Source organism: Rossellomorea yichunensis (assembly GCF_032337515.1).
Lineage (GTDB): Bacteria > Bacillota > Bacilli > Bacillales > Bacillaceae_B > Rossellomorea > Rossellomorea yichunensis.
This window is the reverse complement of the sequence record NZ_JAVYAD010000002.1, coordinates 359,217-383,009: the sequence shown is the minus strand read 5'-3', so window position 1 is coordinate 383,009 and position 23,793 is coordinate 359,217. Positions and strand designations below refer to the sequence as shown.

Genomic DNA, 23,793 nt, shown 5'->3' with positions numbered 1-23,793 from the left:
TTTCTATTTACCACAAACGATATCCCTTGGAAGCAGGAGGCGCGTTTTGAATCATGTCTATGAAAGGAACGGTATAGGCAACAAGAATGAGGGCTGCTAAGATGGTTAACCAAATCCTCCAGTTTTCAATAGCCATTGGTGTTTTCTCAGCTGCTTCGGCTTTTTCACCGACTGGGAATTCTTCCTCTCCTTTAGGTGCGAAGAATGCCAGATTGATAAAGATGTATAGAACCAGAATGATCCCGATAAAAAGAATCGTTCCCCCGATGGCTTGTGCGACTTGATACGGAATCCATTCAAGGGCTTGCGGTGCATCCCCATAAGTTGAAAAAGAGGATCTTCTTGGAGCGCCGAGTAATCCGACAGCATGCATGGCACCTGACATGATGCCCATTCCTACAGACCAAACAATGGCTTGCACGATCGCCAGCTTGTTCATTGCTTTCGTCAAGACGCGTCCTGTTAAATGAGGTACGAGCCAATAGGCAATACCGAAGAACGTCAAGACAACAGAAGTGGCCAAGGTTAAGTGAAAGTGACCGGTGACCCAGATGGTGTTATGAACAACCTGGTTCATCTGGTTCGATGCATTGATTAATCCGCCTGCTCCCGCTGGGATAAAGGCAACCATGCCGATAAATGGCACTGTAAAGCGGGCATCTCCCCATGGTAACTTCCTAAACCATCCAAACAATCCGGTAGCTCCTTTGGATCTGCCGTACATTTCAAAGGTTGCGAACAGAGAAAATGCAGTCATCAAGGAAGGTATGACAACCATAAAGGTAAGAACTACCTGTAAAAACTTCCAATACGCGTCGATTCCCGGTTCCACTAATTGGTGATGAAAACCAACCGGGATAGAGAATAGGAGGAACAATATAAAGGAAAGTCTGGCTAACGAATCTGAAAATATTTTCCCGCCAATGATTTTTGGGATAATGACATACCATGCCATATAGGCAGGCAGCAGCCAAAAATATACAAGGGGATGACCGAAATACCAAAATAATGTTCTGCTAACAAGTACATCTACCCGATCAACGAGACCGAGAGACCAAGGAAGGAGCTGAAATAAAACCGTTCCAGCCACACCAATGGTGGCGACAATCCATAAGACGGTATTGATGATGGCCATGAATGTTAACAGAGGGCTTGGTTGTCCAGGGTTTTCTTTTCGCCAGCTTACATATTTGATGATCATGCCGGCTCCACCCAACCAGCTTCCAACAACGACGAAGGTCAACCCTAAGTAAAATATCCAGTGGGCCTGCAAAGGAGCATAGAAAGTATATAGTACAGTTGCTTCATTTAATAGAATCATAACAGCGGCCATGATTGTGCCCATAAGCATGACCCAGAAGCCTAACCAGCCAAACAAGCGGGATTTCCCGGAATAGGTACCGGAAGTTCGCGAAATGGCAGCATGCTGGAATCCTAAGATGAAGAAAGTGGTCAATACCAACCCCAGTAATACACCGTGAACCGTTAACACCTGATAATAGCCGATCCCTGCAGGCAATATGAACTTCCCTGACCTCACCAACACTTGTAATAATCCTGCCAATCCACCTAGTGCCAAGGCAATAAAGCCTACATAAATATGTGCCATCGCCAATGTAGCATCTTTTTTATCAATCCTTACAAATCGCTTCATTTTAGTCCACCACCTTAATCATAGATTTCATTGTGTGATGACCTACACCACAATATTCATTACAGACAACTAGAAATTCCCCTGTCTTATCAAGGGTTGTTGTATATTCACTGACAAACCCTGGTTCAAGCATCATATTAATATTTGTTCCTGCAACTTCAAATCCGTGAACAACATCTTTTGTTGTGGCGATGATTTTAAGTGTAGATCCTTTAGGTATTTCAATTTCCCCGGGCGTGTAGAGAAAGGCAGATGCGACAAACACTAATTCGTAATCCCAAGCCTTTCCTTCTACTTTCTTCAATCCCGGCTCGTTAAAAGGCGAGATTTTATCCACTTGCTCAGGATTGACGTATGCTTTCGCGCTTGGAGGTTGATGTCCTTGGTGAAAAGCACTGATGCCTAAAATAATTAAAAATAAAATAAGAGACCCTGTTCCTAACGTTAACCACCATTTTTCATAACGATGCATGTGCATGTAAACCACTCCTTCAAAGTTAAAAACGATTTAAAAATAGGATGAATACCCCTAGCCATGTAAGCACTAAAAATCCGCCCAGAAACAGGACCGAAATAAAAGTACCTTTTAAAGAAGTAGACTCTTCGACCTTAACCTCTGTCTTTTGATGAAATTCCGGTTTCGGCATATATTTCATTCCTTCCATTCATTGGATGATTGATTTTGTTATCACTATCATAAAGGTGTAAACCGCTATGAATCTGTGATAAATGTCACAGGTTACTTGAAATATTGTGAAATAAATGTGAAGTCAGGAAGGGATAGGTCTTTCACTGGTTCACATCTGTCAAGAATGTGCATAGAGTGTATGAGTGAGCAATTTATGGGGGGGCTATCCGATGGAAAAATATTATTGTAAACAGTGCTGCCAGATTTATTCTGAGAAAACGGTTTGTCCTCAATGTCACATCGATGTCGAGGGGAAAATCAATATTCATGTTCAAAATGGACAAGGAAATAAGAAAAACGGTTAAAGTTTTATCGACAAAGGGACTGTGTTAATATATAGAAGATTCAAATAATTGGTGAGGTGGTGTGAAGATGTATTTACCTTCATTTTCATTAAACGATAAATTGGCAGTGGTCACCGGGGCAGGCCGTGGAATTGGACGAGCTCTCAGTATTGGTTTAGCTGAAGCAGGAGCGGATGTTGTCCTGCTATCTAGAACGCGGAATGATTTAGAAGATGTGGCAAGTGAAATAGAAAAGCTGGGTAGAAAGGCGTATATAATCCCTACAGATATAACATCAAGGGAGGAAATTCGAAAAGCGATTGCTTACATAGAAGATCAAAAACGTTCCATTGATATTTTGATTAATAACGCAGGAATGAATATCCGTTCTACTGCCCTTGAGGTTACGGATCAAGAGTGGCAAACCATCATGGATACAAATTTAAAATCTGCTTTTATGATGAGTCAGGAAACAGGTAAACATATGAAGGAAAAGAAGCAGGGGAAAATCATTAACATAGCGTCTGTTGCTGGTCATGTTGCCTTACGTACGGGGGTTGTGTACGCTTCGACGAAAGCGGCCATGATTCAAATGACGAAGGTTTTAGCCATGGAATGGGGAAAATACAATATCAATGTGAATAGTATCGGGCCTTGGTATTTCAAAACACCATTAACGGCAGAATTATTGCAAAATGAAGAATATGTAAACGATATTTTGGCCGTAACACCTTTAAAAAGAATCGGTGAACTGGAAGAACTTGTGGGACCGGCTGTTTTCTTATCATCGGATGCTTCGAATTATGTTACCGGTCAAACCATTTTTGTAGATGGCGGCATGACGATTCAAGGTTTCTAAACACTAAAAGGCTAACCAATATGCTTGAGGTTAGCCTTTTATCTATTTCAGGGCAATTATTCAATCATTAGAATTACTAAGAAATGTCCCACATTCTCAATGACTATGGGCAGCTTTAGGGGTTTTTCGAACCCGTACATTTTTGATTGACCAACAATGACGGTAGGGGGAGTGATGTCCAGGGTATGGCCGGCTTGAGCTAATAGAGTAGCAAGGTTTCCTGCAATCATGTTTCCTAATTCACCTGCAAAAGATTCAAGCATTTCTCCTTCTAGTGGCATACCGAACATTGAAGCCCCAAGGGATTGAAAGCACTCTTCTTCACCATCAATAATCATTCGGCCCCTTACATCCCCGGTAATTCCAATGAGTACTCCGATTTTATGCTGACTAAAGGGCTCAGTCAATAACGAGGGCTGTAAAACGTCAATGTATAAGGGGATCACCCCTTTAAGGGCTTCAATTGAACTATTTAAAATATCTGTTACACTTCTCGTTAAAATCATGTCGTATCCTCCGCTATTTTGTCACTGTAATCATACCATAATACCTGGTACTAAAGATGTGTAATTTAGTATTATTTTCATAATAATGAACATTTTGGAGGGTTTCAATCGCTCCTTTGGTAAGAGAAGGGGAATCTAATACATGATTTGTGAGTGAATGGAAAAGCTATCCTTACATGGAATTGTAAGGAGTGATTTGATTATGCCCAAAATTCTCTCAGTTGAAACCGAGATTCCCCCTGTGAAAATTACGCAAAAAGAAGCGGCAGAATTTGCGAAACAGTTGTTTTCCAAAAGTTTTAAAGATATCGGACGTCTTCTCTCCGTGTTTGAAAATGGTGAAATAGATAGCCGTTATTTCGTAAAAGATATCGACTGGTTCTCGGAAGAGCATACCTTTCAAGAAAAGAATGATGAATTCATTCATCATGCAGTTGATTTAGGCAGCAAAGTTGTTAAGAAGAGCTTATCCCGACATCAACTTACATTAGAAGATATTGATGCGATTATTACGATATCAACCTCAGGTATCGCGACACCAAGTCTCGAAGCAAGAATCATGAATCATCTGCCATTCTCACCTCATGTAAAACGAATACCAATTTGGGGATTGGGGTGTGCTGGTGGAGCGAGTGGATTGTCACGTGCTTATGAGTACTGTTTAGCATTTCCTAAAGCGAATGTTCTCGTCCTTTCCATTGAACTTTGTTCTCTCACCTTTCAGCATGGAGATCGGTCAAAGAGCAATCTGATTGGTACCTCGTTATTTGCGGATGGGGTGGCTTGTGCCGTTATTTGTGGTGATGATAGTCCAGTGCTTAAAGGCATTACGCATCCTTTGCCAACCATTTTTGCCACTCAGTCGACACTGCTTCGGGATTCCCTTGATGTGATGGGGTGGGATGTAAAGAATAATGGACTGTATGTGGTGTTTTCAAAGGATATACCAACACTTGTAAGGAACTGGCTACGTCCGAATGTGGAGGGGTTCATCAACGTTAATGGTATTAGGCTTGAAGACATTAAACATTTCGTGGCTCATCCCGGCGGCAGGAAAGTGATTGAAGCCTACCAGGAAGCTTTAGGGATGGATGAAAGTATGACCTCTGAATCTTTGAAGGTGTTGAAGGAATATGGGAATATGTCATCTGTAACCATCTTGTATGTGCTGAAGGAATTTATGAATAAAGGCTGTAAGCGTGGAGATATAGGCTTGGGAACCGCTTTAGGACCAGGGTTTAGTTCAGAACTGCTTTTGATGAGGTGGGAATGATGCTCTATTTCATTCTGTTTTTTTTAGTACTGATGATTCAGAGACTTGTGGAGCTATTCATTGCCAAGTCCAATGAAAAGTGGATGAAGGAACTGGGAGCTAAAGAATATGGGCAGTCCCATTATAAAATGATGGTCGCCATCCATATAGCGTTTTTTGTTTCTTTACTAATAGAAGGAGGGATCTTTCATAAAGGAGTTAATGCCTATTGGCCACTCCTGTTGACTGGTTTTATCCTGACTCAACTGGGAAGAATATGGGTGATTACTTCCCTCGGGAAGTACTGGAATACGAAGATCATTGTGCTTCCGAACGCTGAAGTGGTCGCGAAAGGTCCTTATAAATTTTTGAAACATCCTAATTATTTTATCGTTACATTGGAATTTTTAGTTGTCCCATTGCTCTTTAATGCTTATTGGACACTTTTTATCTTTGCACTATTGAATCAATTCATTCTCTCTATCCGGATCCCATTGGAGGAAAATGCCCTCCGAATTGAAACCGATTACGAAAGGATTCACCTTCATACTAAAGGCTGGATTCCACTATTCAAAAAAGAAAAATAAATTTCTTATTGAAAATGATTATCGTTTTTGATAAGATTCTAATTGAAGATGAAAATTATTCTCATTTATAAAATAACAAAAGGGTGGAGACAAATATGGTATGGTTTCTGATCGTATTTACTGTAATAGTGTATGGCTTCATGATGAAGTATGTTTTATCAAATGTGATGAAGGATTCAGCACAAAAAAAGAAAATATCTTCATACCAGAAAAACTCAAAAACTTTTGTTCATTCAAACCTGACTGCAACCGAAACAACTCAATAGATACAAAGCCTTCTTCTCCGGAAGAGGGCTTTTTTGTTTTTCAATCAATAAAACCTCTGCATATACTGATACCGTTATCATTATTTCCTTTGCTTGATATGATTTCATAGAGAAATTGAGATAAATACGATAAAATAAAACCGTTACCATTTTTCTGAAAACAGAAAGGAACTATTACAATGAGTCAGATAAAGCATAAAAGTACACAATTACATAATACATTGCAACAACTTACAGCCTACCACGATCGGTTCCTTCAATCCGGAGACGACGAGCGGGCTTCAAAGGTAGAAAGATTAGCAGAGAAATTACACAATGATGAATTGATTCTAGCCTTTTGCGGCCATTTCTCTGCAGGGAAGTCAACGATGATCAATCACTTAATGGGAGAAGAAATCCTCCCGTCTAGTCCGATTCCTACCAGTGCAAATTTAGTAAAGGTGCACCATGCACCAACGGATTTCGCAAAAATTCATTATCATCATTCCCAGAACCTATACTTTCAGGCACCGTATGAGTTTGCCACCATTAGGGACTTCTGCAAAAACGGTGAGGAAGTATACTCTGTTGAAATAGGTCGTAGCAAAAGTGAGATGCCCGAGGGTGTATCCATTTTAGATACACCGGGTGTAGACAGTACGGATGATGCCCACAGATTGTCAACGGAATCGGCCATCCATCTCGCCGACGCCGTCTTTTATGTGATGGATTATAACCATGTTCAATCTCAGGTGAACTTCGAGTTCACAAAGGAAATGATCCGTCATGGAGTCAAGCTGTATCTCATTGTAAATCAGATTGATAAACACCAGGAAGAAGAATTGTCATTCAGTGACTTTAAAGAAAGTGTAGAGAATTCCTTTGCATCTTGGGGTGTTGTACCCAATGGGATGTTTTTTACAAGTTTAAAAGCTCCACATCATCCTCATAATGATCTTGAAAAATTAGAATCTTTGATTGAAGAGCAGGTGATGAAGAAAAGTGAACTGATTGAAGCTTCTGCAGAATCGGCCATCTCCCAATTGAGGTCTGAGCATGAAAAGTGGTATGAGGAAGAGCTCGGAAAAATCGAGGAAAAAGGAAGAAACATCCTGACACCCGAAGAATGGAATGACAAAGACTCCCTTCTTCAGACTGAGAAAAATTTAATTGAAACATTAGCAAGAGGGAACGTAAAAGCGATAAAAGAGCATTTTGAGGAAGAAAGAAGGGAAATCCTTAAAAATGCGTATTTAATGCCGTTTGAAACGAGAGAATTAGCGAAGGATTTTCTGGAAAGCAGACAATCAGACTTTAAAGTAGGATTTTTATTTTCAAAACAAAAAACAGAAGACGAAAAAGCGGTCAGGATCCAGAAGTTTAAAGACGATATAAATACACGGGTCGAGTCTCAATTAGAATGGCATCTTAAGACATTGGGAAAAAACATGCTGAAAGAATACAGTCCTTCATCAGACCAACGCATCAAGTGGGATCAATTATCTCTGGAAGTGGATGAACAATTCCTTATGGATATGATCAAACCTGGTGCAGGAATAACGAGTGATTACGTCCTCCAATACTGTGATGATCTTTCTGAGGAGTTAAAGAGGAAAGCCAGGGCCTATACAAATGATTTGATTGAAGATACTTTGAATGAAATTGAAAGCGCCTCTTCAGAAGAGAATTCAGCTTTAGAGGAAGACCTTAAGGAACTCCAAAAGAAAACAGCATTCATCTATCAATGGAACACATTGCATGAAGAGAAGGTCGCTCAACTTGGAAAGTTAATGAGTGTTAAGGTCGATCAAAGACAGGCTGATCTTGTGATCAAACAATGGATAGGGAAATGGAAAGCAACAGCGGAAGATTATATTACTGCACCTGACATTGAGACTGCTCAGAAAGAGAAAACAATTCGAACAAGGGAAGAGATTTCGCAGAAGCCACACCAAGACCTACAAGTTTCTATTGAACAGGTTATCGAACGTTTAGAAACGATGACCAGCGTATTCAGGAGATACAAAGGTTTTGGAAAGACGGCAGATTTATTAGAAGGAAAGAAAGAGCGACTGTCCAATCAATCCTTTACCATCGCATTATTCGGTGCGTTTAGTGCGGGGAAATCATCATTTGCCAATGCACTATTAGGGAAGAGAATACTCCCGGTGAGTCCGAATCCGACAACGGCCTCCATCAATCGAATCAATCCCGTATCAGAAGTCGGTGAGCATGAGACCGCTCACGTCCAAATCAAGACGTACGACCAGTTATTTCAAGACATTGCCCATTCCCTATCCTATTTCAATCGCAGTGTTTCAACACTGGATGAAGCTATGGAGGTTGTCCCTGCTTTAACGAGTGAAGGAAGCGGTAAGGAAAATGTACATCTTTCATTCCTGCAGGCTTTTTATAATGGTTATCCTGCCTTTAAAGGGAGTCTTGGAATGAGAATAAAGGCCAATCTTGAAGAGTATAGAGGGTTTGTGGCGGATGAAGCTCAAGCTTGTTTTGTAGAATCCATCGATCTCTATTACGATTGTGATATTACAAGGCAGGGAATCACACTGGTTGATACACCAGGAGCAGATTCAATTAATGCACGTCATACGGGAGTAGCATTTGAATATATCAAAAATGCGGATGCGATACTATTTGTGACTTATTACAACCATGCATTTGCCAAGGCAGACCGTGAATTCCTCATTCAATTGGGCCGGGTGAAGGACACGTTTGAATTAGATAAAATGTTCTTTGTCGTCAATGCCATCGATCTTGCAAGCGACGAGGAAGAAAAAAATGAAGTGATCGACTATGTGGAGACGCAGCTGATTCAATATGGAATCCGTTTTCCAAGGATCTTTGGAGTATCTTCTCTTCAGGCTCTTAGAGAATCAGATTCTGAAAAGTCAGGAATGGATATATTTAAGAAGGAATTCAAAACTTTTATACAGAATGAATTAGTGAGCATGAGTATTGAGTCCGCTCTCAGTGAATGGGATAGAGGCCTGCAACGATTTAAACAATATATTCATACGGCTTCAAGTGATAAAACATACATGGAAGTACGCAAACAGGAGCTGAAAGATGCAAAGGATGAGGTTCGCTCACTTATCGATACCAAATCCGTCCACCCACTTGAGGTCGAAATGCATCAAGAATCCAAGGAACTTGTGTTTTATGTGAAGCAAAGGGTATTTTTCCGGGTATCCGATTTTTATAAGGAAGCCTTCCATTCAGGATTGTTTCTGCAATACTCCAACCAATCCCAAGCGATAAAGGAAGGATTGAAGGAATTTCTTGCAAGTATCGGATTTGATCTGGCACAGGAAATGAGAGCCACTTCTCTTCGCATTCAGCAGTTCATTCAGAAAATACTGACTGAGCAGTGGTTGGTCCTTGGAGAAATGATTCAACAGGTTGAGAAAGAACTGGTATTATCTCCTCAGGACTACAAAAACGAAAGCACCATTGAATTTGAGAACGCATTTAAACAAACAGAGCTGCGACTATTCGAAGAAGCCTTTTCTTCATTTAAGAATCCGAAGCATTTCTTTGAACAAGGCGGAAAAAAGATTGTTCAGGAAAAATTGGAAGCATTACTTCAAGAGCCTGCAGATAGCTATTTAGAACAGGAGCAGGAGCGGCTGGAAGATTGGGGTGTTTCGTATTTAAACAGAGAGTTTGACACACTTAAAGAAGAAATGTTGATTCAGGTGATGGAGCAGATCAATTCAAATATGGAGGCTTTAGAGACCGTTCAGGACCTGAACAAGCTAAAGTATGATTTGAAGCAACTAGAACAGATTCAAGCTTAAAGAAAAGAAGGAGGAAGGTCGTGGCGAATACTTATCATTGCTGTGCTACATGTATTCACATTCGAGGAATCAAGACTGATCAGAAGACCTCCTATTTCTGTTCCCGACTGGGCTATGAAACCAAAACCACTTATCAATTCTCTTGCTGGGAACCTAAGGAGGAAGTACTGGCATTAATGAAGAAGAGGGGGATAATATCATGAAGGCAATTATCGATACGGATTGGCTGAGAGGTCATATTCATGATGAGGATCTAAGAATCATTGATTGTCGATTTTCTATGGGAAACCCGGCAGAGGGGCGGGAGAGGTACAAAGAGAATCATATTCCGGGAGCCGTATTTTTCGATTTAGAAAAGGATTTATCAGGATATGTGAAAAAGCATGGGGGCCGCCATCCCCTTCCGAATATGAAGAACTTTTTGCGCAAGGTGGAGGATGTCGGTATTGATAATGATACAGCGGTTGTCATTTATGATGAAAAGGAAGGTGCCTTCGCAGGCCGCTGCTGGTGGTTGTTCCAATATATTGGACATGAGAAGGTATATATCTTAAATGGTGGATTTGCAGCTTGGGAAAAGGCTGGAGGGAAAACAGAATCGACCGTACCTGTGTACCCTTCAAAAAGCTATCGTCCAAGCTTTAATGAAACGATTGTAGCTTCTCTGGATGAGGTGAGGAGTATCGCAGATGGGGTTCGAGACACTCCTTTAATCGATTCCCGCAGCAGGGAAAGATACTTAGGCCAAGAAGAACCGATAGACCGCATCCCGGGTCATATTCCAGGAGCCACCAATCTTCCATGGACCGAGGGTGTGAAGGATGGATATTTTATTCAAGGAGAACAGCAGTATGATCGATTCGCCCATCTTAATAAAAATGAGCCAGTGATTGTCTATTGCGGATCAGGTGTAACAGCGACCCCTAATTTCATATCTCTTAAGGAAGCAGGATTCAATCATGTGAAACTTTATGTTGGAAGCTACAGTGATTGGGTGTCCTATGAGAATCACACGGTTGAGAAGGAATAAAGGCGAATAGCTAATTGGAAAAGGTTCATCACTTTTCCAATTAGCTATTTATTCGTATATGTTATACTTTATAAAGTGAACAAAAACGAGAATGAGCGATGAGGAGTGTAAGAATTGAATAATAAAAATGAGCATTTATTACTTATAGATGGTATGGCACTATTATTTCGATCTTTTTTTGCAACAGCTGTAACGGGTCAATTCATGATGAACTCAAAAGGACTTCCCACTAATGGAGTTCAGGGGTTTATGAAGCATTTACTGATGGCGGCGGATCATGTAAAGCCTACACATATCATAGTATGCTGGGATATGGGGAGTCAGACATTCCGTAATGAAGTATTCAATGACTATAAATCGAATCGGAATGCACCACCAGTTGAACTGATCCCTCAATTTGATCTTGCAAAAGAGGTGGCAGAAGGATTCAATCTTTCGAATGTGGGTGTAGTTGGTTACGAAGCAGATGATTGTATTGGGACTCTTGCCAAAATTCATCAAACCGATCGCAAAGTATCCGTTCTAAGCGGTGACCAGGATCTCCTGCAGCTTTTGGACGACAATATTGACATTATGCTCTTGAAAAAAGGCTTTGGTAACTATCAAACCTATACGAAAGAGATTTTTGTGGAAGAGAGAGGAATTACTCCTCAGCAGTTTATTGATGTGAAAGCATTAATGGGTGATACAAGTGATGGATATCCCGGGGTAAAAGGGATCGGAGAGAAAACGGCATTAAAGCTGATTCAACAATATAAGGATATCTCAGGTATACTCGAGAACCTGCACAAGTTAACCCCATCCCAACAGAAAAAGATTGAAGCCGACCTTGACATGCTTCATGTTTCAAGAAAGTTAGCCGAGATTCACTGTGGTGTGCCCCTGTCTGTTTCGGTAGAGGAAGCTCGGTGGAATAACGTAGCTCATGAAACTCTTTCATTAGTGGACGAATTAGAGTTGAAGGTGCTTAGAAGATATTTAGTAGGTTCTAATGTGATGGTTGCCACAAGCTAGCCATTTATAGGAGTGTCAGGGATCCGTTTGGCCCCTGACACTTTTTACGTGGAAATGCTTACTTTGTATTCGATTTCTTAGACGCATTTTCCAATTGGCTCTTCGGCTCCATGGCAAATTCTGCATCCTGTGATATTCCTTGTGGATTCACGCTTTTGGCATTTCTACCTTTGTTTTTGTTATTTCCTTTTGTCATACCGAAACCCCTCCTTTTCTGTAATCATTATTATTTTGGCTATGTTCATAATAAATATCCTATGTGCAGAGAATTTTAGGACAAACTAAAGGCAGGGAGGTGTAAGGGTGAATAAAGGGATTGTAACAGCACTTATCAGTATAGCTCTCGCACAGGGTCTAAAGATACCACTGCACTTTTTAAAAAAGAAGGAATGGAAACCTGAGCTATTTTTCCAAACAGGGGGAATGCCAAGTTCTCATAGTGCAGGGGTTGCTTCGTTAACAACATTTATTGCCTTAAAGAGGGGGGTCAGAACCATTGACTTTGCTCTTTCATTTATCTTTGGTCTAATCGTCATGTACGATGCACAAGGAATCCGAAGACAAACGGGTGAACTGTCCCTTAAAGTGAATAGTTTGGATGAGCTCGTTCGCAAAGCTCATGATAAAGAAGCGGTAGAATTCGAAGAGAAAAAGCCAAAGCGACTGAAAGAAATGCTGGGACATCAACCTCAAGAAGTAGTCGGAGGGGCATTACTTGGTTCATTTATGGGCTACATTGCCTTCCTGTTTTCTAAAAAGGATAGGCAAAAGAAAAAATTTTCTGTAAGATAAGAGAAGACAAAGTGGCGATAAGGTGAGGAGAAACGTGAAAAAGACAACCGAAGAATTTCTCATAGATCTTGAAAACAAAGGCTTCAAATTTCAAGAAGACGCAATTGGCTTCATCTATTTTGGTAAAAAATACACAGATGCCCCGGATGAACTGGTCAATAGCGCCATTGAAATCACATTAAAAGCTCAAAAACAATTCGATAGCAGTTTTTACATGTCCATATTAGAAAGACTTCATTCCCAAAACATCCCATCCCGAAAAGAAGCGCTGAGATGGATGGTGAATCAGGGATTGGCCTAGAAAAGCGTAGGCGGCTTGGTCAGACCCGACAAGCATAAGACGAACCACCCGGAAAGGTGCTCTTTGCCTTTTTGGGTGGTTTGACTTATGATCTCGAGGGTCTAGGCGCCGAAGCTGGACAATAGAAAAGCGTAGGCGGCTTGGTCAGACCCGATAAGCATAAGACATGAGACCATCAGAAAGGGATTGCTTCTTTTTTGATGGTCTTTGTTTTGTTGGTATGGGTCTGTGAGCCTGTCGATTTTTGTAGAACGGTCGATAAATCAAAGCAATTCCATTCGATCCCAAACTTCACACCATAAAAAATGGGAGAGCCACCAATCGGCCTCCTATTTCACTCTTTAGTTCAGATGAATAGCTTTTCGGGCCAGCTCATCTGCAGCTTTATTTTCCTTACTGGGTATCCACTTAACGAAGAAAAGGTCTATTTGCTTGGTCAAGTCCAATATATCATCGAGCAACTGTTTATATTGAATATTCCTTACAAACTCTTTTTCAATCGCATGAACGACAGCTTGAGAATCACTTTTCAGCCAAACGGTATCGGCATGTTTTTCTAAACAGATCTCCAGAGCTTTCCTGCAGGCTATAAATTCAGCCTCATGATTATCCATGAGCCCTAAAGGAATGGCGTGTTTTTCCACTTTTCCGTTGTCTTTAATAAATATACCGGCTCCACTTGGCCCGGGGTTACCAGCACTTGCTCCATCAATATTCACTTCGATCATATGAGTTCACCTCAAAGTACATCTTTAGAATAAGTTTATAGTAGCATATAAATTAGAAGGCAGGGAGAAAGAATCCATGATTCATCCCTTCTATAAAAGAGCTTGGGGAAAACCACATCCCCAGGCTCCATCCAACTATCACATATCTTTAGGGAATCGTTTTGCTACATAACCAAATGGGGTATCAATAATGGATATGACCCATTTGAGGAGGTAGGTAGTAATGAATATTTCAAACCAGACATCCATCGGATATTCTCCCAGGAAAGCAATGCTTGTGAAGACAAGAGTATCCAAAAGCTGACTTACCATCGTACTTCCGTTATTGCGAATCCAAAACTGTGAATCTGAAGGGAATTTCCTCTTTAAATACGTGAAGATATACACGTCTGTTAATTGACTCACGAGGTAAGCGACTAAGCTTCCAAGAGCAATTCTTGGAATGATTCCAAAGATTGTTGCCAGAGATTCTTGGGCGAAATCTTCAGGATGTGGTTGAAATACTAACACGAGCTGCATAATAATAGTCATAACGATTAAAGTGAAGAAACCCAGCCACACCGCTTTCTGGGCTTCTTTTTTTCCATATTTTTCGTTAAGGATGTCTGTTACTAAAAAAGCTGTTCCGTACATGGCATTCCCTAAAGTAGCGGTCAACCCGAAAATTTCAATCGTTTTAACGACCTGTAAGTTAGCAAGTATCGTGGATACCCCTATCCATACAAACAGTCCAGTTCGTCCAAACATTCGATACATAAGCAGAAGTAAAGAGAATGTAATGAGAACGAAGACTAATCCAAACCATATATTAAACATATAAAGGCCTCCTAATGAACGTGTAAATGAAACAATAGTCCTCATTATACAAATAAAAGTATAAATGAACAATCATATGAAGAATAAGGAGCGAATGATTATGGAAATGAGATTAAAATTTAAATATGCAAGCAAAACAGCGTCAAGTATATGGTTTGAATCCAACTACTTTCCAAGAAAAGAAACAATGATTCATATCGATGATCTGATGAAAACCGGAAGAGTCCATGATCTTGAAATCATAGATGAAATGGGGAATTCGTGGTCAAGAAAGGAATTTATCAAACTGAATCAGGAATTAGAAAAGGAACCAGAAAACATCGTTGTATATTTCGACGGAGGGTTTGATAAGGAATCGCTCATTGCCGGTGCAGGGATTGTCATCTATTACGATAAAGGTGGAGAATCATTTAGAATCAGAAAAAATGAACTTCTCGAGGAAATTGAAAATAATAATGAAGCAGAATACGCAGCTTTACATATTGCCCTTGGATTGCTTGATGAAATCGGCGTGAAGAATGCTCCTTGTACGATTAATGGAGATTCCCAGGTGGTAATAAAACAGTTGGAAGGGGAATGGCCTTGTTATGAAGAGAGCTTGAGTCGATGGCTCGATCGTATTGAAGCCCTCATCAAAAAGCTTCGATTGAAAATCAATTGGGTCGTACTGAATAGAAGAGATAATAAAGAAGCGGATAAGCTGGCCAATCAAGCTTTAGAAGGGACAAAAGTCCACAGTAACAAACGAATAGAATAATTTCGTTCCCTATTATATACTCTATAAATAACAATACACAGTAAGTCCTTGAACAAGCTTAGGAGTGATCACATGAATCGAAAAGAAGTGGTGGATAAAGTGGATGAGCTCATAGACACCTACTGTAACGACTGCTTACTTAAAGCTCACTTTCGCAAAGAGTATGGTAAAACCTATGCTCACCGCTTTTGTATAGAAAAATGCACCATTGGTGAACAAATTCGAAATTACGGACAAAAATTGAATTGAATAATAAAGGGCAGCAATTCTTAGGATTACATAAGAATTGCTGCCCTTTGGTATGCTATATTGTTCGAACGATTATAATTTAACTACGTTTGCTGCTTGAGGTCCACGATTTCCTTCAACAACGTCGAAAGAAACTTCTTGACCTTCTTCTAATGATTTGAACCCTTCACCTTGAATCGCTGAGAAGTGAACGAATACATCGTCTCCACCTTCAACTTCGATGAATCCAAATCCTTTTTCATTGTTGAACCATTTTACTTTACCATTTTGCATTTTCGAATCCTCCTAAATCGTTCAAGCACGTTTGTGCCTCTGAAAAATATTTTTCACGAAATGATTGACTCTCATACATTGGAAATAAGCATAAAAATCGTACACTTCAATGATGTCTTTACTATACAATATGACGATTTTCGAGTCAACATTCCCTCTTTTTTGCTGAAATGTTTAAACAATTTGGTTAATATGTATTGACAAATATTGAGTAAGGAAATAAAATTTGCACTAAGGAAACTTTTATTGCATCAAGGAAACTTTTGTAGTCTTATAAAAAAGAAATTACTTGTGTAAAAAAAAGTGAACATATATAAGTTTGATGAATAAGGTAGATGTAGTAGATATCAAAAAAATTGGGTTGGAGAGGAGATCAAACATGAAAATAAGATTAATGGCTCTTGTCGGGATGATCATAATTTTAGCGTCAGGACTTATCCTATCAGGCTGTGGAGCTACTACCACTGGTACTAAAAACGATAAAATAGTCGTTACGACAACAATAGGGCAAATAGGGGATGCAGTTAAAAATATTGGAGGAGAGCATGTAGAGGTTCAAAGTTTAATGGGACCTGGTGTGGATCCTCACCTTTACAAAGCTAAACAGTCGGATATTGGTAAATTTCAGGAAGCAGATATTATTTTCTATAGCGGTCTCCATTTAGAAGGGAAAATGCTTGAGATCTTCGAAAAAATGAACAAGGAAAAACCGACTTATGCAATCGCTGATAGTATACCTAAAGATAAACTGCGTAAGGATCAGGCAGATAATACGGCAACTGACCCACATGTGTGGTTCGATATTGATTTATGGAAAATTGCATTGGAGCAAGTGCGGGACGGGTTGATCGAGAAAGATCCTGAAAACAAAGAAGACTACATTCGAAATACTGAAAAGTACTTTGCCGAATTAGATGAACTGAAAGCATACTCTACGGAAGAAATGTCAAAGATTCCAGAGGAACAAAGGGTTCTTGTAACAGCTCACGATGCATTTAATTACTTCGGAGCAAAATACGATCTTCAAGTTATGGGATTACAAGGTCTGAGTACTGATGCTGAATATGGATTAGCAGACGTGCAGTCTCTTGTAAATACTTTGGTAGAAAGAAACATCAAAGCTGTGTTTGTAGAATCAAGTATCTCTGAAAAATCGATCAACGCCGTTATAGCAGGTGCGCAAGATAAAGGCCATGAAGTTGAAAAAGGCGGGGAATTATTCTCAGATGCTATGGGCAAAGAAGGTACAGAAGAAGGAACGTACATCGGTATGTATAAGCATAACGTTGATACGATTGTAGAGGGACTAAAGTAAGTCTTAGGAGGCGATACCATGAATTCAGTTGATATTAAGGGGTTAACCGTTGCGTATCATAGAAAACCGGTTTTGATGGACGTAGGGTTTTCTGTTCCAAAGGGTAAGTTAATCGGAATTGTCGGTCCTAATGGTGCAGGGAAGTCTACATTAATTAAAGCCATTCTGGGATTGATTCCCCGCTCGTCCGGTGATATCAAAATCTTTGAAAAAGCCTATTCCCCTAAAAGCAAATTAGTCGGGTACGTCCCCCAGCGTGGATCTGTAGATTGGGATTTCCCTACAAATGCATTGGATGTCGTATTAATGGGGAGATATGGTCATTTAGGATGGTTTAAGAGACCATCAAAAAAAGATGTTCAATTTGCAATGGAGTGTCTCGATAAAGTAGGAATGACTCAATTTGCATCAAGACAAATCAGTCAGTTATCAGGAGGACAGCAGCAAAGGGTTTTTCTTGCGAGGGCACTGGCTCAGGAAGCGGAAGTTTATTTCATGGATGAACCATTTGTTGGTGTGGACGCTGCGACGGAAAAAGCAATCATTTCCTTATTGAATGAATTGAAGGAACAAGGCAAGACTGTATTGGTTGTTCATCATGATTTACAGACTGTTACAGAGTATTTCGATTGGACGCTGTTACTGAATAGAAAAACGATAGCCTATGGTCCGACAAAAGATGTGTTTAGTATAGAGAATTTACAACTAACCTATGGTGGGAAACTATCTTTCCTGGAAAGGGATCAAATGTTAATTCATCCATAGAAAGAGGTGAATACGATGAATCATTTATGGCAATCGATTTTAACGGACGGAAATACCCAATGGGTATTACTTAGTACTTTATTACTGGGAATTGCGAGCGGAGTTTTAGGCAGCTTTGCTTTACTAAGGAAACAAAGCTTAATAGGGGATGCGGTCGCCCATGCAGCATTGCCGGGAATCTGTTTTGCATTTATGTTCATGGGTGAGAAAAATTTCTTTGTACTATTGATTGGTGCTGCCGCCACGGGTCTACTTGCTGCTTACACGATACAACTCATTACGAACACAACGAGAATCAAGGAAGACACGGCTATTTGCTTAGTATTGTCTGTATTCTTTGGATTGGGAATCGTCCTTTTAACAAAGGTTGCTCAAATGCCTACGGGTAACCAAAGCGGCTTGGATGATTTTATCTTTGGGCAGGCAGCTTCCCTGGTGGGGAGAGATGTTCAGCTTATGGGCTTAACGGCAGCGGCTTTAATTATTATTACGTCACTTTTATTCAAAGAATTTAAGGTAAGTACCTTTGATCCTCAATTTGCGAAGGGAATAGGGCTTCCTGTAGGATTTTTGAATTTTCTTTTTGTTTCCTTATTAGTTATTACGGTTGTCATCGGAATTCAAGCAGTAGGTGTCATCCTAATGGCGGCTATGCTGATCACTCCAGCCATATCAGCAAGATACTGGACGGATTCATTATGGATAATGGTGTTTATATCTGGAATGGTCGGAGGCTTATCAGGGGCAATCGGAACGCTGATCAGTACCCTTGGTAAAGGGTTATCGACCGGCCCATTCATTGTATTGACGGCCACAGTTATTTTCATCATATCCATGCTGTTCTCTCCGAAGCGCGGATTAATCTCGGTTATATTGAAAAGATTGAAAAATGATGATCGACTGGCAATGCGCTTTATACTGAAAAAGATGTATGAATCCGGTAAACAAACGATACGTGTAGAATATTTATTTCAACAAAGCAATATTTCTAACTTAAGATTTAATCGGGTATTGAAGCATTTAATGAAAAAAGGTTACCTGAATCAAGAGGATGGAATATTAACGATTACAAAATCAGGGCTAATGAAAGCGGAGCAATTCAGCTTTGTTGATGAAATCATGGAATTGAAAGAAATGTACCCGAGTGAGTTGGGGTCAATTGATATCCAGTGGATTGAAAAGGAAGAAAAAGAGGCGTTATCAAAAGAACAACTCACAAAGCTGCAAATGAAAATGTCCGATATTTATATGCAATATCCTTTCTTAAACGTAAAGATGTCAAGCAGAAGAGGGGGGCAAGGATATGAGTTATGAATTATGGATTCTTCTTACTGGTAGTTTAGTAGGCTTATCCTGTGGCATCGTAGGATGCTTCTTAATCCTGAGAAAGATGTCGATGTTAGCAGATGCAATCAGCCATACCGTGCTCCTCGGACTGGTTATGGCATTCATTGTCAGCCAAAGTATGAATGGATTTTATATGTTGATCGGTGCAGCAGTGGCTGGATTGTTGACTACCTTTATGGTTCAGTTATTGAATTCCAGCGGGATCCAGGAAGATGCTGCAATAGGTGTAGTGTTTACTTCCCTGTTTGCTGTAGGGGTCATCCTCATTTCATTGTTTGCTAAAAATGTTCATTTGGATGTGGAGCATGCCTTAATGGGTGAAATTGCATTCGTCCCTTGGAATACCTTGTCATTGCCAATACTTGGGGACATTCCTAAATCAGTTGTGATGCTGGGATCTGTATTGCTATTGGATATTCTCATCATTTTCCTTCTGTTCAAAGAGTTTAAATTAACTTCTTTTGATCCAAGTATGGCAGCGGCTATCGGTATCCCGGTACTTGCGGTTCATTATATATTAATGGGTCTGGTATCCGTTACGACTGTATCCGCATTTGATAGCGTAGGTGCGATTCTCGTGGTAGCGATGCTCATTGCCCCTGGAGCTACAGCATATTTACTTACTGACCGATATAAAGTGATGCTTCTTTTAAGCGGGGGCATTGGAGTCTTTGATAGCATCATCGGATATTACGGGGCAAAGATGTTCGATGTGTCCATTTCAGGTGCAATGGCAGTGGCCGCCGGACTTGTTTTCTTCATCGTATGGATGTTATCACCGAAACATGGGTTGGTATCCAGGGTGCTGAATCAACGGTTGACAGAGGAGTAATTTAAAGTGCTTGGGTTGTATTCATTCTGTAGTTATAGTAAACTTTTAATGATATTTATGGAAATTTGGAGGGTACAGAATGCCTACACCAAGTATGGAAGATTATATAGAACAGATTTATATGTTAATTGAGAACAAAGGTTATGCCAGAGTATCAGATATAGCAGAAGCTTTATCTGTTCACCCCTCCTCGGTTACCAAAATGGTGCAGAAGTTAGATAAGGACGATTATCTCATTTACGAGAAATATCGCGGGCTTGTTCTGACTCCAAAAGGAAACAAAGTAGGAAAGCGTTTAGTATATAGACATGAACTATTAGAACAATTCCTTCGTGTAATTGGAGTGAAAGAAGAGCATATTTATGAAGACGTGGAAGGAATCGAACACCACTTAAGCTGGGATTCCATTGATCGTATTGGAGATCTCGTCCAATTCTTCGATGAAGAGAAGGACCGGGTGGAAGAACTTCGAACCATTCAAAATCGTAGTGAATAAAAATCATGGCAACTGAAACAGAAAAAAAGGACTTCATGCAACATGGCATGAATGTCCTTTTTGTTGTATTTAGGTACTGTTTCTAAGTGCAGAAATCAGTAAAAGGTCCCGTTCAAAAAATTGAAGGATAGTCATTGAAGCTTCCATCATCAACGGACATACTTGATAATTCTGTTTCTCCCCATTCATTCTCATTCAAGGTCACTCCTTGAAGTAATCCCTCAGAAGCTTCTAAAACAGCTTTTCGATAAGAGATTATACGGCCAGAAGAAGTTTGGAAACTGATAATGTCTCCATGGTAGTTCCGTTGAACTTTAGAAATCTCTTCCATACAACATCACCTTTCTTGTTCTGATTATAGGACTAGTATGGACAAAAAGGATGGAAAACATAATCGTCTTGCCAATTCGTCTATTAAGTTTACATAATATTATTATTAATTCCGCGTTCTCCAAGTCTTCACCCTTGAAAGAAGGATTTTCACTTATCGAATGAGAATATAGAACTAAAGAGAATAAAGAGAAAATATTATTGAGGTGTACATATGAAAAATTCAGAATGGCATACAAGTGCGAAAACCCGCTGGGAAGACAATGCAGATTATTGGCACGAAAGAAGCGTTGAAATGTGGACGAGCGGAAGTAGGAAAGCGATCATCCCATTCTTCACTAAACATATTGATACTGGGAATCGTGTAGCTGATTTAGGATGTGGTGACGGATATGGTTCCTACTTGTTATATAAGAAGGGCTATGTGGTCACAGGGATGGATTTTTCTGGGAAAATGGTTGAAATAGCGAAGAAGCAAGAAATGGACCAACTATCATTTCTACAGGGTGATTTGCGATCCCTTCCATTTCAAGATGAACAATTTCATGCCGTCATGGCGATAAATTCAGTTGAATGGACTGAAGATCCCTTACATACTCTAAACGAAATCGAACGGGTTGTGACTCCGAATGGGTACATATGTATTGGTTTATTAGGTCCCACTGCTCACCCCAGAGATAATGCCTTTCCTCGTTTACACGGAAAGGAAGCTATATGTAATACGATGATGCCATGGGAATTAGAGAAACTGGCTGGTGAAAAAGGGTGGAAGAAGGTCGATGAAGACTGGGTATATAAAAAGGGTGTGAAGTCGTCCATAACAGAGAATCTCACAAATGAATTAAAACAGGCTTTAACCTTTATGACCTTGTTTATGTTCCAAAAATAAAAAAACATGATCGATTCTCAAGTGTGAGGACCGGTCATGTTTTTATTAGGAAGGATATAATGGTGGAGATATAAACTTAAAAGAGATAAGGTTGATTTATAGTAAAATAAAGAAATACAATCGTTACAGAGTACAAACTCTCTGTAAATGAATTTTAAGGAAATGCATGCTATTTTGTAAAGTAAATAGTGAATGGAATAAAAGTACATGCTGCTTAGCTGTAAATATGAAACTAGAAGGTGAGTTCAAGTGACGACAACAAAGAAAAAAGTAAAATCAGATATTGAAATTGCTCAACAATCAACTATGCAACCGATACTGGACATTGCGAAAAAAATCGGTCTCACAGAAGATGATCTAGAGCTTTATGGTAAATACAAAGGGAAATTATCCTATGAAGCGATACATAAACTCAAGGACCATGCCAATGGGAAATTAATCCTTGTAACCTCGATTAACCCGACTCCTGCAGGCGAGGGGAAATCAACGGTTACGGTTGGACTCGGGGATGCGTTAAATCAGTTAGATAAAAACACCATCATTGCCATGAGGGAACCATCACTTGGTCCAACGATGGGAATAAAAGGCGGAGCAACAGGAGGAGGGTATTCACAAGTCCTGCCCATGGAGGATATCAACCTTCATTTCACAGGTGATATCCACGCTATTTCGACTGCGAATAACGCTTTAGCCGCATTGGTAGATAATCATATCCATCAGGGAAATGAATTGAATATTGATCAAAGAAGGGTCGTATGGAAACGGGCTCTGGACATGAATGACCGTGCCCTCAGACAAATCATCGTTGGTTTAGGTGGACCGGTGCAAGGTGTTCCCCGTGAAGACGGATTTGATATTACAGTGGCATCTGAGATTATGGCTGTTCTATGTTTATCTGAAAATCTTGAGGAATTAAGAAGAAGGCTTGGAAGAATGGTTGTCGCATACAACTTTTCAAAACAACCGGTGACCGTTGAAGATTTAGGAGTTGAAGGTGCGCTGACCTTATTGTTAAAGGATGCCATAAAACCTAATCTCGTTCAAACGATCGAACATTCTCCTGCCCTTATTCATGGCGGGCCATTCGCAAACATTGCCCATGGGTGTAATAGTGTCATGGCAACCAAAACGGCTCTTAAGCTGGCTGATTATGTTGTAACGGAATCTGGGTTTGGTGCTGATTTAGGAGCCGAGAAGTTTCTGAATATCAAATCTCGAGCTGCAGACATAGCACCGGATGCCATCGTGCTTGTTGCCACCATTCGTGCTCTGAAGATGCATGGAGGTCAAGGGAAAGGTGATCTTCAAACTGAAAATCTTCAGGCACTGCAAAAAGGACTATCTAATCTGAAGAAGCACATGGAAACGTTAGATCATTTCAACGTACCTTATGTGATTGCGGTTAATCGATTTGTGACGGATAGTGATGACGAAATCCAGACCCTTATAAAGTGGTGCGAAAACCTGGGAGTACAAGTTTCACTAACCGATGTATGGGCTAAAGGTGGAGAGGGTGGAAGAGACTTAGCCGAAAAGGTATTGGATGAGATAGAAGGGAACACGAAAGAATTTTCTCGTCTATATGAACTTTCTGATTCACTCCAATCTAAAATTGAAACGATTGCGAAAAAGGTTTACGGAGCGAAAGAAGTAGATTACACGGTGAAAGCACGAAAGCAGCTCCAGCAGTTTGAAGATCAAGGGTGGGGCGTCCTGCCGGTTTGTATGGCCAAGACCCAATATTCCTTATCAGATGATCCAGCTAAACTCGGCCGTCCTGAAGATTTTACAATCACAATCCGAGAGCTTAAGCCGAAGATCGGAGCAGGATTTATTGTTGCATTAACAGGAGAAGTCATGACCATGCCTGGCCTGCCAAAAAATCCGGCAGCATTCGGAATGAATGTGGATGATGACGGCAGGGCGGTAGGGTTATTTTAGTCATTGAGGTTTGAAAGGAGAGGAG

The 23,793-nt window shown here is 40.2% G+C and carries 26 protein-coding genes; 18 read left to right on the top strand and 8 right to left on the bottom strand.

Translation table 11 applies throughout. The features are described 5' to 3' along the window. Positions 1-7: 7 nt before the first annotated feature. Positions 8-1,654, bottom strand: a complete 1,647-nt coding sequence (locus RSX31_RS06460; protein ID WP_315633935.1) for a b(o/a)3-type cytochrome-c oxidase subunit 1 — start codon at positions 1,652-1,654, stop codon at positions 8-10. Between the two features lies 1 nt (position 1,655). Next, a complete protein-coding gene (locus RSX31_RS06455; RefSeq protein ID WP_148994138.1) occupies positions 1,656-2,132 on the bottom strand; it encodes a cytochrome c oxidase subunit II in 477 nt (158 codons plus the stop codon). Between the two features lie 380 nt (positions 2,133-2,512). On the opposite strand from RSX31_RS06455, the gene RSX31_RS06450 reads away from it, so the two are divergent. Both RSX31_RS06450 and RSX31_RS06445 read left to right on the top strand, forming a co-directional pair. Further along, complete coding sequence (locus RSX31_RS06450; protein WP_262371776.1) at positions 2,513-2,647, top strand: hypothetical protein; 135 nt, start codon at positions 2,513-2,515, stop codon at positions 2,645-2,647. Between the two features lie 67 nt (positions 2,648-2,714). Next, the gene (locus RSX31_RS06445) at positions 2,715-3,485 is read left to right on the top strand and encodes an SDR family NAD(P)-dependent oxidoreductase (RefSeq protein ID WP_148994137.1); all 771 of its coding nucleotides are present in this window, start codon (positions 2,715-2,717) and stop codon (positions 3,483-3,485) included. A 56-nt stretch (positions 3,486-3,541) separates the two neighbouring features. Here RSX31_RS06445 and RSX31_RS06440 read toward each other — a convergent pair whose 3' ends face one another. Further along, on the bottom strand, positions 3,542-3,991 hold the full coding sequence (locus RSX31_RS06440) for a chemotaxis protein CheX (protein ID WP_148969419.1): 450 nt from the start codon (positions 3,989-3,991) through the stop codon (positions 3,542-3,544). Positions 3,992-4,193: 202 nt separating this feature from the next. Here RSX31_RS06440 and RSX31_RS06435 point away from each other — a divergent pair, with 202 nt between their 5' ends. The 5 genes from RSX31_RS06435 to RSX31_RS06415 all read left to right on the top strand — a co-directional run bounded on the left by RSX31_RS06435 (position 4,194) and on the right by RSX31_RS06415 (position 11,937). After that, entirely contained in the window at positions 4,194-5,264 is a 1,071-nt protein-coding gene (locus RSX31_RS06435; RefSeq protein ID WP_148994136.1) for a type III polyketide synthase, read from the top strand. Continuing rightward, a complete protein-coding gene (locus tag RSX31_RS06430) occupies positions 5,264-5,830 on the top strand; it encodes an isoprenylcysteine carboxyl methyltransferase family protein (RefSeq protein ID WP_148994314.1) in 567 nt (188 codons plus the stop codon). The genes RSX31_RS06435 and RSX31_RS06430 overlap by 1 nt, the downstream gene beginning before the upstream one ends. Before the next feature lie 445 nt (positions 5,831-6,275). Further along, positions 6,276-9,893, top strand: a complete 3,618-nt coding sequence (locus tag RSX31_RS06425; RefSeq protein ID WP_315633931.1) for a dynamin family protein — start codon at positions 6,276-6,278, stop codon at positions 9,891-9,893. A 199-nt stretch (positions 9,894-10,092) separates the two neighbouring features. After that, on the top strand, positions 10,093-10,923 hold the full coding sequence (locus RSX31_RS06420) for a sulfurtransferase (protein ID WP_148994134.1): 831 nt from the start codon (positions 10,093-10,095) through the stop codon (positions 10,921-10,923). Positions 10,924-11,037: 114 nt separating this feature from the next. Then, the gene (locus tag RSX31_RS06415) at positions 11,038-11,937 is read left to right on the top strand and encodes a 5'-3' exonuclease (protein ID WP_315633929.1); all 900 of its coding nucleotides are present in this window, start codon (positions 11,038-11,040) and stop codon (positions 11,935-11,937) included. A gap of 58 nt (positions 11,938-11,995) precedes the next feature. Here RSX31_RS06415 and sspL read toward each other — a convergent pair whose 3' ends face one another. Further along, positions 11,996-12,133: a small, acid-soluble spore protein L gene (gene sspL / locus RSX31_RS06410; RefSeq protein WP_315633928.1), complete on the bottom strand. Its 138-nt coding sequence runs from the start codon at positions 12,131-12,133 to the stop codon at positions 11,996-11,998. A gap of 107 nt (positions 12,134-12,240) precedes the next feature. On the opposite strand from sspL, the gene RSX31_RS06405 reads away from it, so the two are divergent. Both RSX31_RS06405 and RSX31_RS06400 read left to right on the top strand, forming a co-directional pair. Continuing rightward, positions 12,241-12,729 carry a divergent PAP2 family protein gene (locus RSX31_RS06405; RefSeq protein ID WP_315633927.1) on the top strand — a complete coding sequence of 163 codons (489 nt, stop codon included), beginning with the start codon at positions 12,241-12,243 and terminating at the stop codon, positions 12,727-12,729. A 34-nt stretch (positions 12,730-12,763) separates the two neighbouring features. Next, positions 12,764-13,030 carry a DUF6123 family protein gene (locus RSX31_RS06400; protein WP_148969411.1) on the top strand — a complete coding sequence of 89 codons (267 nt, stop codon included), beginning with the start codon at positions 12,764-12,766 and terminating at the stop codon, positions 13,028-13,030. A gap of 341 nt (positions 13,031-13,371) precedes the next feature. On the opposite strand, the gene RSX31_RS06395 is transcribed toward RSX31_RS06400, so the two are convergent. Together RSX31_RS06395 and RSX31_RS06390 are read right to left on the bottom strand one after the other, a co-directional pair. Beyond that, positions 13,372-13,758: a reverse transcriptase-like protein gene (locus RSX31_RS06395; protein ID WP_315633926.1), complete on the bottom strand. Its 387-nt coding sequence runs from the start codon at positions 13,756-13,758 to the stop codon at positions 13,372-13,374. 138 nt (positions 13,759-13,896) lie between these two features. Continuing rightward, complete coding sequence (locus tag RSX31_RS06390) at positions 13,897-14,574, bottom strand: queuosine precursor transporter (protein ID WP_148969409.1); 678 nt, start codon at positions 14,572-14,574, stop codon at positions 13,897-13,899. 100 nt (positions 14,575-14,674) lie between these two features. On the opposite strand from RSX31_RS06390, the gene RSX31_RS06385 reads away from it, so the two are divergent. Together RSX31_RS06385 and RSX31_RS06380 are read left to right on the top strand one after the other, a co-directional pair. Continuing rightward, entirely contained in the window at positions 14,675-15,331 is a 657-nt protein-coding gene (locus tag RSX31_RS06385; protein WP_315633924.1) for a reverse transcriptase-like protein, read from the top strand. 72 nt (positions 15,332-15,403) lie between these two features. Continuing rightward, positions 15,404-15,580, top strand: a complete 177-nt coding sequence (locus tag RSX31_RS06380) for a zinc-finger domain-containing protein (protein WP_113970772.1) — start codon at positions 15,404-15,406, stop codon at positions 15,578-15,580. Positions 15,581-15,652: 72 nt separating this feature from the next. Here RSX31_RS06380 and cspD read toward each other — a convergent pair whose 3' ends face one another. Further along, the gene (gene cspD / locus RSX31_RS06375) at positions 15,653-15,853 is read right to left on the bottom strand and encodes a cold-shock protein CspD (RefSeq protein WP_034758543.1); all 201 of its coding nucleotides are present in this window, start codon (positions 15,851-15,853) and stop codon (positions 15,653-15,655) included. 379 nt (positions 15,854-16,232) lie between these two features. On the opposite strand from cspD, the gene RSX31_RS06370 reads away from it, so the two are divergent. From RSX31_RS06370 to mntR, 5 genes are all read left to right on the top strand, one after another. After that, positions 16,233-17,168, top strand: coding sequence for a metal ABC transporter solute-binding protein, Zn/Mn family (locus RSX31_RS06370; protein WP_315633919.1), 936 nt, complete (start codon positions 16,233-16,235; stop codon positions 17,166-17,168). An 18-nt stretch (positions 17,169-17,186) separates the two neighbouring features. Next, positions 17,187-17,933, top strand: coding sequence for a metal ABC transporter ATP-binding protein (locus RSX31_RS06365; protein ID WP_315633917.1), 747 nt, complete (start codon positions 17,187-17,189; stop codon positions 17,931-17,933). 15 nt (positions 17,934-17,948) lie between these two features. Further along, a complete protein-coding gene (locus tag RSX31_RS06360) occupies positions 17,949-19,247 on the top strand; it encodes a metal ABC transporter permease (protein ID WP_315633915.1) in 1,299 nt (432 codons plus the stop codon). Further along, on the top strand, positions 19,237-20,112 hold the full coding sequence (locus RSX31_RS06355) for a metal ABC transporter permease (protein WP_315633913.1): 876 nt from the start codon (positions 19,237-19,239) through the stop codon (positions 20,110-20,112). Before RSX31_RS06360 ends, RSX31_RS06355 begins: the two co-directional genes overlap by 11 nt. Positions 20,113-20,191: 79 nt before the next feature. Further along, complete coding sequence (gene mntR / locus RSX31_RS06350; RefSeq protein WP_113970769.1) at positions 20,192-20,608, top strand: transcriptional regulator MntR; 417 nt, start codon at positions 20,192-20,194, stop codon at positions 20,606-20,608. Between the two features lie 112 nt (positions 20,609-20,720). On the opposite strand, the gene RSX31_RS06345 is transcribed toward mntR, so the two are convergent. Continuing rightward, positions 20,721-20,939, bottom strand: a complete 219-nt coding sequence (locus RSX31_RS06345; protein ID WP_148969402.1) for a DUF3892 domain-containing protein — start codon at positions 20,937-20,939, stop codon at positions 20,721-20,723. 213 nt (positions 20,940-21,152) lie between these two features. Here RSX31_RS06345 and RSX31_RS06340 point away from each other — a divergent pair, with 213 nt between their 5' ends. Both RSX31_RS06340 and RSX31_RS06335 read left to right on the top strand, forming a co-directional pair. Next, a complete protein-coding gene (locus tag RSX31_RS06340; RefSeq protein ID WP_148969401.1) occupies positions 21,153-21,827 on the top strand; it encodes a class I SAM-dependent methyltransferase in 675 nt (224 codons plus the stop codon). A gap of 249 nt (positions 21,828-22,076) precedes the next feature. Continuing rightward, positions 22,077-23,768: a formate--tetrahydrofolate ligase gene (locus RSX31_RS06335; protein ID WP_315633909.1), complete on the top strand. Its 1,692-nt coding sequence runs from the start codon at positions 22,077-22,079 to the stop codon at positions 23,766-23,768. Positions 23,769-23,793: the final 25 nt, after the last annotated feature.